Annotated in this window: 9 protein-coding genes; 6 read left to right on the top strand and 3 right to left on the bottom strand. The window is 48.2% G+C overall.

Annotated features, from left to right (window positions below; genetic code table 11):
* The first annotated feature begins 46 nt into the window (after positions 1–46).
* The 3 genes from QUA58_RS11825 (at position 47) to QUA58_RS11815 (ending at position 7,680) form a co-directional block, all read left to right on the top strand.
* Complete coding sequence (locus QUA58_RS11825; RefSeq protein WP_333394186.1) at positions 47–1,138, top strand: HNH endonuclease; 1,092 nt, start codon at positions 47–49, stop codon at positions 1,136–1,138.
* 84 nt (positions 1,139–1,222) lie between these two features.
* Entirely contained in the window at positions 1,223–3,097 is a 1,875-nt protein-coding gene (locus QUA58_RS11820) for a DNA-directed RNA polymerase subunit gamma (RefSeq protein ID WP_333249627.1), read from the top strand.
* Positions 3,098–3,543: 446 nt separating this feature from the next.
* Complete coding sequence (locus QUA58_RS11815; RefSeq protein ID WP_333394195.1) at positions 3,544–7,680, top strand: DNA-directed RNA polymerase subunit beta''; 4,137 nt, start codon at positions 3,544–3,546, stop codon at positions 7,678–7,680.
* Between the two features lie 311 nt (positions 7,681–7,991).
* Here the strand turns inward: QUA58_RS11815 and QUA58_RS11810 are convergent, their stop codons facing one another.
* Positions 7,992–8,387 (bottom strand): response regulator, encoded by a 396-nt coding sequence (locus QUA58_RS11810; protein WP_006632892.1) that lies wholly within the window; start codon positions 8,385–8,387, stop codon positions 7,992–7,994.
* A gap of 1,478 nt (positions 8,388–9,865) precedes the next feature.
* Between QUA58_RS11810 and gyrA the strand changes: the two genes are divergently transcribed.
* The 3 genes from gyrA to QUA58_RS11795 all read left to right on the top strand — a co-directional run bounded on the left by gyrA (position 9,866) and on the right by QUA58_RS11795 (position 14,394).
* Positions 9,866–12,418: a DNA topoisomerase (ATP-hydrolyzing) subunit A gene (gene gyrA / locus QUA58_RS11805; RefSeq protein ID WP_333394184.1), complete on the top strand. Its 2,553-nt coding sequence runs from the start codon at positions 9,866–9,868 to the stop codon at positions 12,416–12,418.
* Positions 12,419–12,679: 261 nt separating this feature from the next.
* A complete protein-coding gene (locus tag QUA58_RS11800) occupies positions 12,680–14,116 on the top strand; it encodes an ATP-binding cassette domain-containing protein (RefSeq protein WP_333394183.1) in 1,437 nt (478 codons plus the stop codon).
* Positions 14,117–14,241: 125 nt separating this feature from the next.
* Positions 14,242–14,394 (top strand): chlorophyll A-B binding protein, encoded by a 153-nt coding sequence (locus QUA58_RS11795; protein WP_172186457.1) that lies wholly within the window; start codon positions 14,242–14,244, stop codon positions 14,392–14,394.
* A 215-nt stretch (positions 14,395–14,609) separates the two neighbouring features.
* Here the strand turns inward: QUA58_RS11795 and rpoD are convergent, their stop codons facing one another.
* On the bottom strand, positions 14,610–15,779 hold the full coding sequence (rpoD, locus tag QUA58_RS11790) for an RNA polymerase sigma factor RpoD (protein WP_333249634.1): 1,170 nt from the start codon (positions 15,777–15,779) through the stop codon (positions 14,610–14,612).
* Between the two features lie 1,691 nt (positions 15,780–17,470).
* The gene (locus QUA58_RS11785; RefSeq protein WP_333394182.1) at positions 17,471–17,854 is read right to left on the bottom strand and encodes a DUF4276 family protein; all 384 of its coding nucleotides are present in this window, start codon (positions 17,852–17,854) and stop codon (positions 17,471–17,473) included.
* Positions 17,855–17,931: the final 77 nt, after the last annotated feature.

The following is a 17,931-nucleotide window of genomic DNA, read 5'->3' as shown; positions in this document are numbered from 1 at the left end:
AACACTGTTGAGGCGAATCAACGCTCTTAAGAGGAGAGACGCTGACATGACTATTGTAACAGTTGTCCCAGGAATAGAAGGAGAATTTGACCTGAAGACTGGCTGTATTAACTGGCAAGGGAGCAAGCTGAAAAATGGTTACGGGCGCAAGTGGATCGAGGGCAAAACGGTATTAGTCCACCGATTAGTGCTCGAATCAAAAATACCAGGATTTCTAGATTCCGGTTATTTTGCTTGCCACATCTGCGACAATCCAAGCTGCATCAACCCAGCACATCTCGTAGCTGGAACTGCGGCTGAGAATACGCAGCAGATGATGGGGCGCGATCGCAAAACTCCCAGACGCAAAAGTATTCCGGGTATTGGCAAACTCTCGATCGAACAACTGCGGGAAATTCAGCGTCAATATTTAGCTGGAACCACCAAAAGCCACCTAAAAAAAGAGTATGGCGTACAGTATGACACTATTACTAAGATACTTCAGGCAAAAATTCCCCATAACTTCACTACAGTTCCCCCCGGCTTTGTAGGAGAAATTCAAGACAGCGGCTGCATAATTTTTCAAGGTGCAAAGGATGGTCAAGGTGGTTATGGCAGGTACTTTAAAAATGGGAAATCCCAATCAGTTACTCGTGCTGTTTTAGCAGAGAAATTAGGATGTGAAGTTCCCACTTCGATGGATGCTTGTCATACCTGCGATAATCCCAGTTGTATTAATCCAGAACACCTTTGGGGTGGAACGCGCACTCAAAATTTATTAGATGCTTCTAAGAAAGGACGCACTCAAGGCAAAAGTCATCCCCTTTCCAATGCCAAATTAGACTGGGAAAAGGTGCGAGAAATTCGGCAAAAACTAGCAGCAGGAGAGAGAGTGAAGGATGTAGCTCAGGAATACAGTGTTGGTCGCAAAACCATACACGATATTAAGTATCACGTCACTTGGAAGGAAGCAGGCGAAGAGGTTCCAGTTCCTCGCATGGGTGGATATCTCGATCGCAAATTGACTTTTGAGCAAGCTCTTGAGGTACGAAAAAGAATTAGAGGTAGAGAATCAATTTCTAAAATCGCTGATGACTTTGGAGTATCGTCAAGTGTCATCTCTGATATTAAAAACCACGTCACATATAGAGGAGTATAACATTGATTTAAGCCGTAAAACAAGCAACCAAAAAAGATAAACAACCACCAATAATCGACTGTAAATTATTAATTGGAGTCAAGAATGGCTAAAATAGAACAACGCTTTGATTACGTCAAGATTGGGTTAGCTTCACCAGAAAGAATTCGACAGTGGGGAGAGAGAACTTTACCCAACGGTCAGATAACTGGAGAGGTGACAAAACCGGAGACCATAAATTATCGCACGTTAAAACCTGAAATGGATGGCTTGTTTTGCGAGCGCATTTTTGGGCCTGCAAAAGATTGGGAATGTCATTGTGGGAAGTACAAACGAGTTCGCCATAGAGGCATTGTTTGCGAAAGATGCGGTGTTGAAGTCACTGAATCTCGCGTCCGCCGCCATCGCATGGGCTTTATCAAATTAGCAGCTCCAGTAGCTCACGTTTGGTATCTCAAAGGCATCCCGAGTTACATGGCAATTCTGTTAGATATGCCGCTGCGAGATGTCGAACAAATTGTCTATTTCAATGCCTACGTTGTCCTCAATGCAGGTAATGCAGAGAAGCTGCAATACAAGCAATTGCTCACGGAAGATGCTTGGCTGGAAATAGAAGACGAACTTTACAGCGAAGATTCCACACTCACAGGTGTAGAAGTGGGGATTGGTGCTGAAGCTTTACAAGTTTTGCTGCAAAACATTCCGCTAGAAAGTGAAGCGGAAAAGCTGCGGGAAGATATTGCTAATGCTAAAGGTCAAAAACGGGCGAAGTTGATTAAACGCTTGCGAGTAATTGACAACTTCATCGCTACGGGTTCTCATCCCGATTGGATGGTACTCAATGTGATTCCGGTGATTCCCCCGGACTTGCGGCCGATGGTGCAGTTAGACGGCGGGCGTTTTGCAACGAGTGACCTCAACGACCTCTATCGGAGAGTCATCAACCGCAATAACCGCTTGGCGAGACTGCAAGAAATTCTGGCGCCGGAGATTATCATCCGCAACGAAAAGCGGATGCTGCAAGAAGCTGTGGATGCACTGATTGACAACGGTCGCCGCGGCCGGACGGTGGTGGGGGCAAACAACCGCCCGCTGAAGTCGTTGTCGGACATCATTGAAGGGAAACAAGGCCGCTTCCGGCAAAACTTGCTCGGGAAACGGGTTGATTACTCCGGGCGTTCGGTGATTGTGGTGGGGCCGAAACTGAAAATTCATCAGTGCGGTTTGCCGAGGGAAATGGCGATCGAACTTTTCCAGCCTTTCGTCATCCACCGCCTGATCCGCCAAGGATTGGTCAACAACATCAAAGCTGCCAAAAAACTGATCCAGCGCAACGATCCCAGTGTTTGGGACGTGCTTCAGGAGGTGATTGAAGGACACCCGGTAATGCTGAACCGGGCGCCGACGCTTCACCGTTTGGGGATTCAAGCCTTTGAGCCGATTTTGGTGGACGGGAGGGCAATTCAGCTTCACCCGCTAGTCTGTCCGGCTTTTAACGCTGACTTTGACGGCGACCAAATGGCCGTACACGTTCCTTTGTCTCTGGAATCTCAGGCGGAAGCGCGGTTGCTGATGCTGGCTTCTAATAACATTATGTCGCCAGCAACGGGAAGGCCGATCGTTACTCCTTCTCAAGATATGGTGCTCGGTTGCTATTACTTGACAGCCGAAAATCCTGACGCTCAAAAAGGAGCCGGTCACTATTTCTCCAACCTCACCGACGCGGTTGTAGCTTACGAACAAGGAGTCGTTGACTTGCACTCTTATGTGTGGGTGAGGTTTCAAGGCGCCATAGAAAACACAGAACCCGAGGGAGAACCGCTGAAGGTGGAACGCTCTACCAACGGTATCGTGACGAAAGAATACAAGTTCCGCCGGGTTCGGGAAGACGGAGACGGCAAGGTGATCAATCAATTCATTCGCACTACTCCGGGTCGGATTATCTATCACCAAACCATCGAATCGGTAATTAACAATTAGAAATGGGTAAGGGGTAAGAGGTAAGGGGTAAGAGGTAATGGGTAATAACTGACAAATAATCGCTAACAAATAATAGTGATTTGAACCAAAAAATTCACCCATTACTACTTACAAATACTTTCAGCGATGCGGTTAATGAGCGAAGTGGAAGGGCTGTAAAAGTTACTAATTACCAATTAAGTAGGTAGGTGCAAATCAACTTTATTATGGGAATGGCAGGTGAGTGCATTCATCTCCTAGCTTGGCTCTGTTCCTTATACGCTAAACCAGCCCCTACAAAATGCTTGTTGTTTTTTGCCGCCGCTCTACTTATCAATTACCAATTACCAATTACCAATTACCAATACTTCGGCTACGCGGTTCCTCAATCCTTCGGCTTCGCTCAGGGGAGGCGAAGTCGAACGGCAGTAAAAGTTACCAATTACCAATTACCACTACTCAGAAAAATGACAGAAAATAAGGAAATTGTTTTTCGCAATCGAGTTGTTGACAAAGGTCAGCTCAAAAAATTAATCTCTTGGTCTTTCATGCACTACGGAACGGCCCGTACAGCGCAAATGGCCGATAAACTCAAAGACTTGGGTTTCCGCTTTGCGACACGAGCGGGAGTTTCGATTAGCGTAGACGATTTGCAGGTTCCCCCGTCAAAACGATCGCTCCTCGATGCAGCCGAAGAAGAAATCCGCATCACCGAACAAAAATACACCAGAGGTGAAATCACCGAAGTCGAACGCTTCCAAAAAGTAATCGATACCTGGAACAGCACATCAGAAGACCTCAAAGACGAAGTAGTCAAAAACTTCCGAGCCACAGACCCCCTAAACTCGGTCTACATGATGGCATTCTCCGGGGCGCGGGGAAACATTTCTCAAGTGCGGCAGCTAGTCGGAATGCGCGGATTGATGGCTGACCCGCAAGGAGAAATCATCGACTTGCCAATTAAAACCAACTTCCGCGAAGGACTCACCGTCACCGAATACATCATCTCTTCCTACGGCGCGCGCAAAGGCTTGGTAGATACAGCGTTGCGGACGGCAGACTCTGGCTATCTTACACGTCGCTTAGTGGATGTTTCCCAAGACGTAATTGTGCGGGAAGTGGACTGCGGCACCCAGCGGGGAATTAGAGTGCGGCCGATGACGGACGGAGCAACAGTGCTGATCCCCCTCAAAGACAGGCTGCTAGGGCGGGTGTTCGCCAGAGATGTGGTGCACCCCAAAACCGGGGAAATCGTGGCTTACGGCAGTGAAAAAGCCGTCCGAAATCAGCCAATTACCGAGGAGTTGGCGGGGGAAATTGGTAATTCTGGGGTGCCAGAGGTGTATTTACGATCGCCCCTGACTTGTGAATCTACCCGATCGGTTTGTCAGCACTGCTACGGCTGGAGTCTCGCCCACTTGAAAATGGTGGACATGGGAGAAGCGATCGGGATTATTGCAGCTCAGTCGATCGGGGAACCGGGAACCCAGCTCACCATGCGTACCTTCCACACCGGCGGCGTATTCACCGGAGAAGTCGCCAAACAAGAACGCGCCCCCTTCCCCGGCGTAGTGAAATTCAAGAACTTGCGTACTCGCTCGTTCCGCACCCGACACGGCGAAGAAGCACTGGTGGCAGAAAACAACGGCAAACTTGTATTTGAGGGCGACGGATTTGAAGAAGGAAAATCCGGCGCTAAAAATCAAAAACTGAAAATCGAATTGGCGATCGTCCAGGGTTCTACTCTGATGGTCAAAGACGGACAGCGCGCCATTCCCGGTCAAGTTTTAGCAGAAGTGCCGATCGTCGGTCGCGCCGCCCGCAAAACTACGGAAAAAGTGACGACAGACGTGGCTTCCGACTTAGCAGGAGAAGCCAAATTTGCTGATTTGGTGCCTGAAGAAAAAACCGACCGCCAAGGGAACACAACCCGCACAGCCAGCAAAGGCGGGCTGATTTGGATTCTCTCAGGAGAGGTCTACAACTTGCCTCCTGGCGCGGAACCTGCAGTGAAAAATGGCGATCGCATTCCGGCCGAAAGCGTGATTGCCGAAACTAAACTCGTCTCCGAACACGGCGGCGTAGTCCGCATCGCTGACCCCAGAGAAATCGAAATTATCACCGCCCAAGTCCTGCTTGACCAAGCAGTCGTGCGGGCAGAAAGTGCAGGCGGCCGCGAACACTACACGATCGAAACATCTTCTAAGCAGCGGTTTTCCCTGAAGACGGCTCCCGGGAGCAAAGTCATCAACGGGGAAGTGGTGGCGGAACTGCTCGACGACAGCTACCGCACAGCTACAGGGGGCATTGTCAAGTACGGGGGGGTGGAAGTCCACAAGCGCGGCAAAGCTAAACTTGGCTACGAAGTCGTGAAGGGGGGGACTCTGCTCTGGATACCGGAAGAGTGCCACGAGGTAAATAAAGATATTTCATTGCTGCTGGTGGAAGATGGCCAGTACGTTGAAGCCGGTACAGAAGTCGTTAAGGATATTTTCTGCCAAACCAGCGGGGCAGTGGAAATCACTCAGAAAAATGACATCCTCCGGGAAATTGTGATTAAGCCTGGGACACTCCATGTAGTTGACCGCCCGCCGCTAACATTTGGGGAAGGTCAAATCGTCAACGCCGGTCAAGAAATTTTCCCAGGCTTGGTTGCCGAAGAGTTGGGCTATGCGGAGTATATCGAAACTCCCGAGGGCCCGGCTTTGCTGCTGCGGCCTGTGGTGGAGTTTCCGGTGCCGGATAAGCCACCAGTGCCTTCTCAGACGGCGCTGAATGAGTCGATCTCTTTGAAAGCGGTGCAGCGACTTCCTTATAAGGATGGGGAGCGCGTCAAATCAGTCGAGGGATTGGAACTGCTGCGGACTCAGCTTATTTTGGAAATTGGTTCGGGAGCTCCGCAACTGGCGGCGGATATCGAGCTGCTGCCGGATGAGGATGATGCTATGGCTTTTGGGGCGGACGGTTCGGGCCCGGCTTGGGGTTCGCCTGAAGACGTTATTGCCTCGCAAGAGTTGGCGATGCCCCTGGCCGATGGGGGCGATCAAGCTTCAAAGACTTTCCGCTTGCAGCTAGTCATTTTGGAATCGCTAGTGATTCGGCGGGACGTATCTGCAGATCCGACTCAGGGCAGCACTCACACGCGGCTGTTGGTCGAAGATGGGCAGTCGATCGCGCCCGGGGCAGTAGTTGCCCGCACGGAGATTCTCTGCAAAGAAGCGGGTATCGTTCGGGGCATCCGTGAGGGGCAGGGCGAACCAGTGCGCCGACTGTTGGTGATGCGAGATGCGGATTCTATTTCGATCTCTGTGGCCGGTACGCCGGATGTGAGTCCGGGTCAACTGCTGGTAGCCGGTACCGAAATAGCTCCGGGGGTTGTTCTGGAAGAGTCCGGCCAAGTTGTGAAGGTTGTACCGGCGTCGGAGACAGAACCGGCGAAACTCTTGCTCAGGGTGGCTCGTCCTTACCGGGTTTCGGCTGGTGCTGTGCTGCACGTAGACGACGGCGACTTGGTGCAGAGGGGTGACAATTTGGTGATTCTGGTGTTTGAGCGGGCAAAGACTGGGGATATTATTCAGGGTTTGCCACGGATTGAAGAACTTCTGGAAGGGCGGAAGCCGAAGGAGGCCTGTATTTTAGCCAAGCGGCCGGGGACGGCTCGTGTGGTTACGGATGACGATGTTGTGGAACTTGCGGTGATTGAGGATGATGGCCGGATTGAGGAGTATCCTTTGTTGCCTGGTCAAAACCCGATCGTCTCCGACGGACAGCGCGTAGGCGTCGCCGAAGCTTTGACCGACGGGCCTGCTAACCCTCACGAAATTCTGGAGGTGTTCTTCCACGTGCTCAAGGAGCGGCAGTCTACTTTTGAGGCTGCTTTGGAGAGTTTCCAACAGGTACAGACGTTTTTGGTGAATGAGGTGCAATCGGTTTATCAGTCTCAGGGCGTGGATATTTCTGATAAGCACATCGAGGTCATCGTCCGCCAGATGACCAACAAAGTCAGGATGGAAGATGGCGGCGATACTACTATGCTCCCCGGCGAGTTGGTGGAATTGCGGCAGGTTGAGCAGGTGAATGAGGCGATGTCAATTACTGGTGGAGCGCCGGCGGATTATACTCCGGTGTTGCTGGGGATTACTAAGGCTTCGCTGAATACCGACAGCTTTATTTCTGCTGCTTCGTTCCAGGAGACTACGCGGGTGTTGACTGAGGCTGCGATCGAAGGTAAGTCTGACTGGCTGCGCGGGCTCAAGGAAAATGTGATTATCGGTCGCCTGATTCCTGCGGGTACTGGGTTCAATGCCTATGAGGATGCTGGGGTCCAGGATGCGGGTTTTGATGGTGCTGTGTTTGATGACGACATCCACGATTTGCAAGAGGATGTGGTACTTGATGACCGTACTGCGCGCCGCGCTTATACTATCGAGAGCGGTTTTGAAATCGGGCGCCCGTCTGATCTTGAGCCTGATGAGGATTTTGAGGAAGTTGAGGTTGATGAGGACGATTTTGTCGCTGAGACTGAGGATGATACCTTGGGACCAGATGTTGACGATGATGATGATGATGATATCGGTTTTGACTTCGATGAGGACGAAGAGTAATAATAGTTTCGAGATTGCATGAATGAGTGAACAGCGTTGCGCTCGCTGAGGATAATTTGGTTCCTCGCCGCAACGCACACTTCGATTTCATGAGTTAAAAAATCTCAAATTTTCCCTCACTAATTCAAAGTCTGAACTCATAGCATTGTGTAATCGGGACATTCAAAGGAAGAAGGAAGAAGGAAGATTCAGAGTTTAAGCAAACTTTGTAATTCTAGAGTTTTAATTGTTTGTTGGTTCAAACAAACAATTCTTTCTTCCTGCTTCCTTTTTCCTTCTTCCTTCTTATTCCTTCTGCATATATGGTTCACTCAATCAGGCAGCAATGCCTTGATTTGATTAACAAACTCTTGATGGTCTACCACAGGTTTAGAGATGTAACCGTCGGCACCGCTTTGATCCAGAAATGTTTCTTTATCACCAGCCATCGCGTGAGCAGTCACCAAAATAATCGGCAGCGATGCCGTTTGCGGGTCAGCTTTGAGCAGTTGAGTAATCTTAATGCCGTCAACAGATTTGCCCTGGTACACGCTGCGCGAAAGAGACACATCCATTAAAATCAAATCAGCTTCGCCGTTGGCAGCAATCTGCATCACCTCTTCAACATTTTCCGTGTGCTTCACGGCTAAGCCCCCCCGCTTAGTCAGAATTTTGGAAAAAACCCGAGCATTAACCAAATCGTCCTCTACAATCAGAACGGTTTTCATAAATAAATATGGGAAGTATAGAAACTTTGTGACTTTAGTCCAAAGAGGAACATGACACGGGGACTACATTCCCCGTCAAAAATGCAGAGTTTTTAGCGCCATCAGCCGGGAACCCTGCAAAACCCGTATGTATATCCTTGAGCCACTAGCTGTGAGAGGGTTTACAGATGCCTAGAAGCATCCAGTACCATCATTTAGACTACTACACACAGACAGTTTAGTTCTTTTTTATAACTAGACCTGGCACTGGTGAGAGTCTCAAGATTCTCAGGTAGCAGGTTTCTAGTACAATCCAGGACGCATGGACGACGCCTCGCAACCGGGTTTTTGCTCGTTTAGGCGGGCTATAATGAACTATTGCTATGAAAAACACCCGGTTTCTGACTACCCGTGCGTCCTGGACTTATAGTATCCTCTCTTTCGGTCAAGCCTCCGGCTTCTACCATTTTAGATTTTAGATTTTAGATTTTAGATCGGAACTGATTGACTGAATATCAGTTTCGAGCACGGGCCTACAGTTACATTATTTTTTGAAATGGTATTAGAATCGGGAATGTGTGATAATTATTTTCCTTCCTCCTCATTAGAATCAAGCCATGTTTATTCACATACTCCCGTCGCCACAGCATTCGGAGTAGCGAATCCAGCGGGGATTGTTGGAGATTCCTAATTCTCAGTTTTAACCCATCAAAACGGCTTAAAATATCGACGCTTTCTTTCATCAAGCGGAGGCCAGACTCGGAGATATCGCCAGGAGAGCTTTTGACCGATGCAATTCATCAATATCGGCATTTTTGACACTCTCAGCGAGTCACGGCTACGCTCTATGGTTGAATAAGCCCAAAACTTGGACTTCACTCATAGTCCAGTCGCCTCTACACGATTAGAACAAGTACCAGTAGCAGAGGTATTCCAATTGGGCTTACTTTTCTTTTTTAATACTTTCGGAGTCCATCACGCTTGCCAAAATACGGTAAGCTCGATCGTCAACCATTGCTGCTTGATCCACGCTAAGGCTGTACTGAGACTAGATCAATCCGGGGTTTCTCCTGAATAAAATATTTCTTCGTGTAGATGGTTATTCCTAATTGCAATTAAATTCTATCATAGATTGACGGGGGCTCAAGTCCCTCGTGACGCTTTCCTAGGAAGAGCTACAGCCTCACTACGTTCTGAGTTTCTGGCATTCCGTGTTCTCCTGTGAATCAACCTTCTCACGGCAGAAGGTAAATAGACAGGTAGGCGCAAAGGTCGGCAACATAGAGGTTAGGGTAAGAGTGGAGAGTAAGAGGCAAGTGTTGCCCGTCTTCGGGACTCTGATTCTGCTTTCACAAGTTAAGTTTATTTTTATTCTTCAAATGGGCGGTTGGGTCGAACTTTCGGTTCGCCTGCGGCAAAGGCTTTTCAATCGAGACAGGGAACCTCGGCATTATTGACAGAGGCTGTTTTCACTCAGGAATTAACGGACACAAGGACTCATGGCTAAACAACTCAACCTACTTTCCGGGCAAGTAATTTCTACGCCTCTGCACGCCGAGATGCAGCAATCGTACCTCGAATATGCCATGAGTGTGATCGTCGGGCGAGCTTTGCCTGATGTCCGCGACGGTTTAAAACCAGTTCACCGTCGAATTTTATATGCGATGCACGAACTCGGTCTGACGCCAGACCGACCTTACCGTAAGTGCGCCCGGGTAGTTGGAGATGTTTTGGGAAAATATCACCCCCACGGCGACCAATCGGTTTACGACGCTCTGGTGCGGATGGTTCAGGAGTTTTCGAGCCGCTATCCTTTGCTGGCTGGTCACGGCAATTTCGGTTCGGTGGACAATGACCCGGCTGCTGCGATGCGCTACACGGAAACTAGGCTGGCACCGATCGCCCACGAAGCCATGCTAACCCAAGTCGGCGATGCAACTGTTGATTTTACTGATAACTTTGACAGTTCGCAGCAGGAACCGACTGCGCTGCCTGCTCAGTTGCCGTTTCTGTTACTCAACGGCTGTACTGGCATTGCTGTGGGGATGGCAACTAATATCCCGCCGCACAATTTGGGGGAGGTGGTAGACGGTTTAATTGCTTTGATTGAAAACCCGGAAGTATCCGACGAGAAGTTGATAGAACTGATTCCGGGCCCGGATTTTCCAACCGGAGGGGAAATCGTCGCTACAGAGGGCATTGTTGATGCCTACACTAAGGGTCGAGGCAGCATTGCGGTCAGGGGTGTGGCTGGGGTGGAAGAGGTGCCAGGTAATCGCAAGGTGCGGACTAAAACGGCGATCGTGGTGACGGAGTTTCCGTTTCAGGTAAATAAGGCGGCTTGGATTGAAAAGGTGGCGGAGTTGGTCAATGCTGGCCGCCTCGACGGTATTTCTGATTTGCGTGATGAGAGCGATCGCGATGGCATTCGAGTTGTGATTGAACTCAAGCGGGAATTTACCCCAGAAGCGGTTCTGGCTCGCCTTTACCAACAAACTGACCTGCAAACAAATTTTGGCGCGATTTTGCTGGCAATTGTCAACGGTCAACCCCGACAGTTGACGCTCAGACAATTGTTGCAGGAATTTCTGGATTTCCGGGAAGTGACTCTTACCCGCCGCTACAATTACGAGTTGCAAGCTGCAGAACGCCGCTGTCATATTGTCCAAGGCTTAATGTTGGCTTTGACAAATCTCGATACTACGATCGACATTCTCAGAAATTCTCCTGACGGTACTACTGCTAAGCAAACTTTGCAAGTTCGCCTCAATTTGAGCGAAAGTCAATCTGATGCGATTTTGGCGATGCCGATGCGCCGGCTGACTGGTTTGGAAAGGCAACATTTGCAAGCTGAGCTGGATGAGTTGACAGGGAATATTCAAGAATTGCAGCGGTTGTTGAGCGACAGGCGCGAACTTTTGAAGGCTTTGAAGAAGGAATTGCGATCGCTCAAACGCAAGTACGCTGACCCCCGCCGCACTAAATTTGCTAGGGAAACAGGACGCGCAGCAAAGACCGACACACAATTTTCTGGTAAGAAAAATTCTGGACTCAAGCAGTTGTCGCCGGCAACGATTCAGCCTAACTTATTGCCGGTTCTAGAGCCTGAAGAAACAATTGTTGAATTTTCGCACAAGCAGTACGTGCGGCGCTTGCCGGCTAACGATCGCCCGCGCTCGAAAAGTCGCGAAAAATCGGTTTCAGCTTTAGAAAAAAATGAAGATTTTATTGTGACTGCAGAGCTGACTAAAACCGATCGCACTTTGGTTGTCTTAACTCCTAACGGCAAAGCTTACCCGCTGAAAGTGGCTGATATTCCTAGCAGCAATCCAAAAGACCGAGGAAAGCCGATTGTCGGTTTGTTATCCCCGAGTGCAACTAAAGACAGTACGGATCGCGCTTTGTCGGAAATCACTATCGCACACTTTATTTTGCCGGAAAATTCGGAGGGAGTGGATTTAGTAACTCTGACTCAGCAAGGAAAAATTAAACGTTTGCCGATGCAGGAATTTGCTGATTTGACTAATCGCGGCGTTACTGTTGTTAAACTCAAGGAGGACGATCGGCTCCGCAGCGCCAGTCTGAGCAAAGTCGGCGAGCAAGTGGTAATCGCGACTTCAGGAGGCCGAGTCCTCCGGTTTGAGATCGATGACGAACAACTGCCGCCAATGGGCCGCAGCGCCCAGGGATCTCAAGTAACCAGGTTGCGGAAGCAAGAACAGTTGGTGGGTTGCATCACTCTCGACCCGGAAGACAGTCTGGTGCTAATTTCTGAGTTGGGTTGGGCAAAACGAATGCCTGCAGGTTCTGTCAGACTTACTAATCGCGGCGAAATTGGCACTCAAGCTTTTCGCTTCGCAGAGCCTAAAGATGCTTTGGTTGCCTTGCTGCAGGCTGTTCCGGGTACGGATGTCAAACTTTTTACTAATTCTGGCCGCCTGCTGCGATCGGCTATTGATGCTATAGCTTTTTGGGGGAAAGATGCTGCGGGCGATCGAGTTTTTGACCTCAATCCAGGTGAAAAAATCATCAAAGTTATCAGCAGTCAATAGTCATTGGGCATTGGGCATTGGGCATTGGGCATTGGGCATTGGGCATTGGGCATTGGGCATTGGGCATTGGGCATTGACCAAACAGGGCATTAATCTGATTTCTGACCTCTGACTTCTGAATTCAACATCCATCCGTTAAATCATTTAAATCCCGTATACTGCTCGTTGCCGAACTTCCTCCTTCCTTGAATACCCCAATTACCAATGCCCCATGCCCCATACCCCATGCCCAATCTAAAATCTAAAATCTAAAATTGTTTAATGGCGCAAGTTGTATTAGAAAATATCTACAAAAGTTTTCCGCTCCGCCAAGGAGAACAGGAAAAAGAAGCAAACACCGTCGCAGAAAGTGTCTCGCCTCTAGCCGATCGCCCTTCGTCTAACAGCGTTTTGCGGCGCATTAACCTAACGGTCGAAGACGGGGAATTCATGGTGTTGGTGGGGCCTTCTGGCTGCGGAAAAAGCACTTTGCTGCGATCGATCGCCGGTTTGGAAGTTTTGACAGCCGGCAATATTTGGGTTGGCGATCGGCTGGTTAACGATTTGCCTCCTAAAGACCGAGATATCGCTATGGTATTTCAAAATTATGCTCTCTATCCTCACTTAACAGTTTACGATAATCTCGCCTTTGGATTGCGCCGGTCGGAAAGGGAGAAAGAAGAAGGAAGAAGGAAGAAGGAAGAAGGAAGAAGGAAGAAGGAAGAAGGAAGAAGGGATAAAATAGAAGGGATAAGGGGGAAGATACAAGAAGAAGAAGAAGGACAAATCCAGAACGGAGAAAAAATCAGGAAGAAGCTAGAAGAGGTTATTAATTATTTAGCTTCTAATTCTTTTAAAAATCATCTAATTTATCCTTTGTTTGAAGACTTTTTAGGAGGAGCGACTCGCAAGTTACCTCCGGGTTTACGCTATTTGTCGGAACGGGAAAAGGCTGTAGGAAAACGAGTGCGAGAGGTAGCTGAATTATTGCAAATAGCATCTCTTTTAAATCGCTTGCCGAAACAACTTTCGGGAGGGCAAAAGCAGCGGGTAGCTTTGGGTAGGGCGATGGCTAGGAATCCTGAAGTTTTTTTGATGGACGAACCGTTATCGAATCTGGATGCGAAATTGAGGGCGGAAACTCGATCGCAAATTGTGCAGTTGCAGCGACAGTTGAGAACTACGACTATTTATGTGACTCACGACCAGACTGAGGCGATGACTATGGGCGATCGCATTGCGATTATGAATGCAGGACAGCTTCAGCAAGTAGCTCAACCTCTAGAGCTTTACAACAAGCCGGCTAATCTGTTTGTTGCTGAGTTTATCGGTTCTCCGCCGATGAATTTCCTGTTGGTGGAATTTAGCGCCCCGTTGTTGATTTCTCACCCGCAATTTCGCTTTACTTTACCGGATATTTGGGCAAAAAGTCTACAACAATATGATGGGCGAGGGCTAATTTTGGGCATTCGGCCGGAACATCTGAGCATTAACCCTCCGGCTACCAAAAATCTTTCGGTACAAGTAGAAATTGTAGAGGCTGTGGGACACGAAACTTATTTGGGGGTTTGTTTGACGGATGCTCCGGCGGTGCGGATGCAGGTGCGGGTTCCTCCTGAGCGATCGATCCGTGTTGGCGATGAGCTTTGGCTGGCCATCGCCCATGACAAAATTCACTTGTTCGACCCTGATACCGAGTTGGCTATTTTTCCTCGTTAGGCAAAATCATCAAGTTGGATCGACCGTTGTGACCGATATCACTAATCACAAGCTTGCATTTTTATCAAGGAATGTTATATTTATTTACATAAGCCTTACACAAGTTAACGAAAGGAGTTCGCACTATGCAAGAACAAAAACGCAACGCTTGGAACTGGGGCTTCAGCGAAGGAGCGGAAAATTGGAACGGTCGTTTGGCGATGATTGGTTTCTCTGCGGCTGTCATCATCGAATTGGTTTCCGGTCAAGGCCTGCTTCACTTTTGGGGCCTGATGTAATTTTCTAGTTAAGAATTTTGTGACACTGCAAAGCTTGGGAGTTCCGTAACGGACTCCCTAAATTTTGCCAGCGCGATTTGGGCAGCAAATAGCCACTTGCTCCGGGCAGTTAGCAGCACAAAATTTAACAGCTATAGCCCAAACCGGGGCGGGGGGTCTCCCCCCCCAAAAAAAAGAGTGCGAATCACTCTTTTGGGTGATGCTAGCAAATTACTCTAGCGGATATATTCTTTTAAGATGCTGTTGCGGTTGGGATGGCGCAACTTCCGCAGGGCTTTAGCCTCGATTTGGCGAATCCGCTCACGAGTGACGTTAAAGATTTGACCAATTTCCTCCAAGGTCTTCATCCGTCCGTCATCTAAGCCGTAACGCAGCCGCAGTACATCCCGTTCTCGGGGGCTGAGAGTATCCAAAACGCTTTCCAAGTCTTCCCTGAGCAAGTTTTTCGAGACTTGATCTTCTGGTGTTTCCCCGTCTGATTCAATAAAATCTCCCAGACGTGAGTCTTCCTCTTTGCCGATCGGAGTTTCTAGAGAGATGGGCAACTGTGCGGACTTAGCAATGAAACGCAACTTCTCGATCGTCATCTCCATGCGGGTAGCAATTTCTTCTTCCGTAGGCTTGCGACCCATTTCCTGAGACAGGAGTTTGGTAGTTTTCTTGATCCGCGAAATGGTTTCGTAAAGGTGAACAGGCAGGCGGATAGTGCGGGATTGGTCGGCGATTGCCCGGGTGATGGCTTGACGTATCCACCAAGTTGCGTAGGTAGAAAACTTGTAGCCTTTTTCGTGATCGAATTTTTCGGCGGCTCGGATCAGACCCAAAGAGCCTTCCTGAATCAAATCTTGGAAAGACAAACCGCGATTCATGTATTTTTTGGCGATCGACACCACCAAACGCAGGTTTGATTGCACCATTTTTTCCTTGGCCCGACGGCCGACGTGGAGTCGGTGACGGAATGCAGGAAGTGCCATATCTAAAGCATTAGCCCATTCGCTGTCTTTGGGTTCGCGGTTATACTCTTCGAGCAGTTGTTCTCGAACTCGCTCTAATTCCAGCAAATCTGCTATCTTGCGCGCTAGTTCAATCTCTTCGTCAGCTCGCAGCAGTCGAATCCGACCGATTTCTTGCAGGTAAAGACGAATAGAGTCTTCAGTATAATGCTTTTTCTTTGCCTGTGCCCGACGGCGGGCTTTGGCGCCTTTGGCAGATTTAGGGTCTTCCTCAGATTGAGAGTCTAAGAATTCTTCTCGATTATCGTCTTCTTCGTCGATAAAGAGTTCTAACTCGCTCTCAGGTAGAACGCTTTCGGCGCTGCGAAGCAACTCGATTGTTTCCATTTCCGGTGTAATTGTGGTTTCGAGTACGGTGTTAGCCTGGATCATGCCGTCTTCCTCATGCTCCTGAATTAAAGAATAAATAACAGTGGAATAGTGTCGTCTGTTTGTAGTTTAGACAAGTTAGCCAGTATTGACATTCCCGCATGAAAAAATAGTGGGATTTTCGGTCTGCTAGCTGAATTTGCTACCGAAACTGCACCTGTTTTATGAGTCACGGTTCGAGTTCTGGTTTGAAGCAGGCAGCGCATTCCATTGATCGCAAATTTTAAGATCGCGACCTTAAATTGAGCTGGCGGCTTTTTCTTTCGGAGCGAGTTACCACATCATCTGCAATACCTTGCCCACAGAAGCAAACCATGAAGTGCGAGCGATCGCACTTCCAAAAATACTGGCTTTTTTACTCGGTACTTCGAGCTTTTACCCGTACAAGTTTTCCGGCACGGAACCCTCTAACTTTTGTATTGGAGGTGTCGAACTTTTGATTCGCCTTGCTTTCACTCTGGTTGTCAGACATGACAGTTGCACGGCAAATTTTCGCCACCTTGGATGCTAGTCTGCTGTCTCAAATGCAACAGCAGAGGGTTGAAGCACCAAACCGGGAGAATCGGATCTTGCAAAGACCTTTCCGATTGTAGCCTTTCTCACAAAAAATGGAAGTTGTTTTCCATTGTTTGTCAAGAACTAGGAAAACTCTGTCAGCTTAGCTTGACAATACTAACTCATGTCTGACTCTGCTAAATCCTGAGAACGGCCCGCAAAAACTTTGGCACGATCGAACGGCGCTGTTTTCTGCGTATATCTGGGTGAACGGCTGCGGCGTAGTTGGCCAGACAGTTAGCAGACAATTTTTGATTTGCCCAAATTGGGACCAATACAATCCGTGTAGATACACCCATCATTACCCTGTTTCCCTGAATTGAATCATACGCAATCTGCGATTGAATAAAGCTCGTAGCTTTAGTTTGAAGTCGGCAACTCTGGATTAGAGACCGACTCTGACCCCCAATGAAGCGTTGCGGGTTGAGTAGTGCAACAGGGGCTTTCATTGTTAAGTTAGCTCAAATCTCAGAAATTGGGTTTAATTTTCACGTTAAATCACATTAAGTTCTTAACGTCACATTCTTATTTAAGCAGTTCGACACGAGTTTGTCGCGTCAGTGGCAAAAACCACCAGGATAAATTCTACTGAGAGTTAACCCGCCGCGCAACTCTCGGCTGCCAACTTCTCTAAAATTTTTTGGCTTTCGGTTCGCACTTGCGCGATCGCACTTTTTTCTCACAAACAATACAATTCGCCATCTCTCGGAAGTATAACTTCACGATTCCTTTAAATATATCGTGACAGTGTGAAGATTCCATAAAGCCCCTCAATCAATTTTAGGTAGCATTCCCGAATTGTCTTGATAATTTCAAGCAGACGCAAAAAAATCCCCAGCGGATGTTGATGTAACTGCCGGCAGATGATAACTGCGCCAGGGAAGAAAAATTTGCCCAGTTAGCGATGTGCTTGCTATGGTTAGAGAAGGCATAAACTCCCGGGTACTTAAAGATGTGGAGGGGTAGGACGCTGATGCGATCGGTGAAAGTTTTGTTATTATTTACAGAGCGTCCTCGGAAAGCCCATATCCGGGCTTGATCCCTACTGTAGTTTAAATCATCTGGCTTGACCGTTAGGGATGTCGTTATCAGGATAAATTGCCGCTCCTTGTCTGTATGGACAACCCAGAGAAGGTTTATTAGACCTGTTTATTATTGATGCAGTCTAATAAACCTCGATAAAAAACTTGGAAACTTGTAGAGCGATTTAATTGAGGATTCATATATTTAGAAATTTCGCTAGAGGCTTTATATTTTTCTAGTCCTCCCGGATGATATCCAGCTTTTTTCAGGACTCTTTCCAAAGCCTCCCATGTACCCCCTTTAATAGCATCGGGGTCGCGATACGGTTGTTGATTAGCTAAATTGGCAGAGACTTTAGGATAAGCTTGGCGAATTGCTTGAACGTCTCCAAAAAACCATGCTTCTAATTCTTCTACCACAATTCGATTTAAGACTTGGAATGATTTATCTTTTTGACAGGAAGATTTAGTAATTAATCCTGATGATAAGCTGTTAGTCATTTAAATTTCTTGCCTGAACCCCTTACAGTATGGTATAGACCACAAATAATGCAGTTTAAATGTGGAACAGCTTATTG

The organism is Microcoleus sp. N9_A1 (genome assembly GCF_036701795.1).
Lineage (GTDB): Bacteria > Cyanobacteriota > Cyanobacteriia > Cyanobacteriales > Microcoleaceae > Microcoleus.
This window is presented reverse-complemented; position numbering and strand designations above follow the sequence as displayed.

What these genes read in the sequence shown, in the direction of transcription:
- QUA58_RS11825 (WP_333394186.1), top strand. Translation starts at nt 47, where the DNA reads ATGACTATTGTAACAGTTGTCCCAGGAATAGAAGGAGAATTTGACCTG.
- QUA58_RS11820 (WP_333249627.1), top strand. Translation starts at nt 1,223, where the DNA reads ATGGCTAAAATAGAACAACGCTTTGATTACGTCAAGATTGGGTTAGCT.
- QUA58_RS11815 (WP_333394195.1), top strand. Translation starts at nt 3,544, where the DNA reads ATGACAGAAAATAAGGAAATTGTTTTTCGCAATCGAGTTGTTGACAAA.
- QUA58_RS11810 (WP_006632892.1), bottom strand. Translation starts at nt 8,387, where the DNA reads ATGAAAACCGTTCTGATTGTAGAGGACGATTTGGTTAATGCTCGGGTT.
- gyrA (WP_333394184.1), top strand. Translation starts at nt 9,866, where the DNA reads ATGGCTAAACAACTCAACCTACTTTCCGGGCAAGTAATTTCTACGCCT.
- QUA58_RS11800 (WP_333394183.1), top strand. Translation starts at nt 12,680, where the DNA reads ATGGCGCAAGTTGTATTAGAAAATATCTACAAAAGTTTTCCGCTCCGC.
- QUA58_RS11795 (WP_172186457.1), top strand. Translation starts at nt 14,242, where the DNA reads ATGCAAGAACAAAAACGCAACGCTTGGAACTGGGGCTTCAGCGAAGGA.
- rpoD (WP_333249634.1), bottom strand. Translation starts at nt 15,779, where the DNA reads ATGATCCAGGCTAACACCGTACTCGAAACCACAATTACACCGGAAATG.
- QUA58_RS11785 (WP_333394182.1), bottom strand. Translation starts at nt 17,854, where the DNA reads ATGACTAACAGCTTATCATCAGGATTAATTACTAAATCTTCCTGTCAA.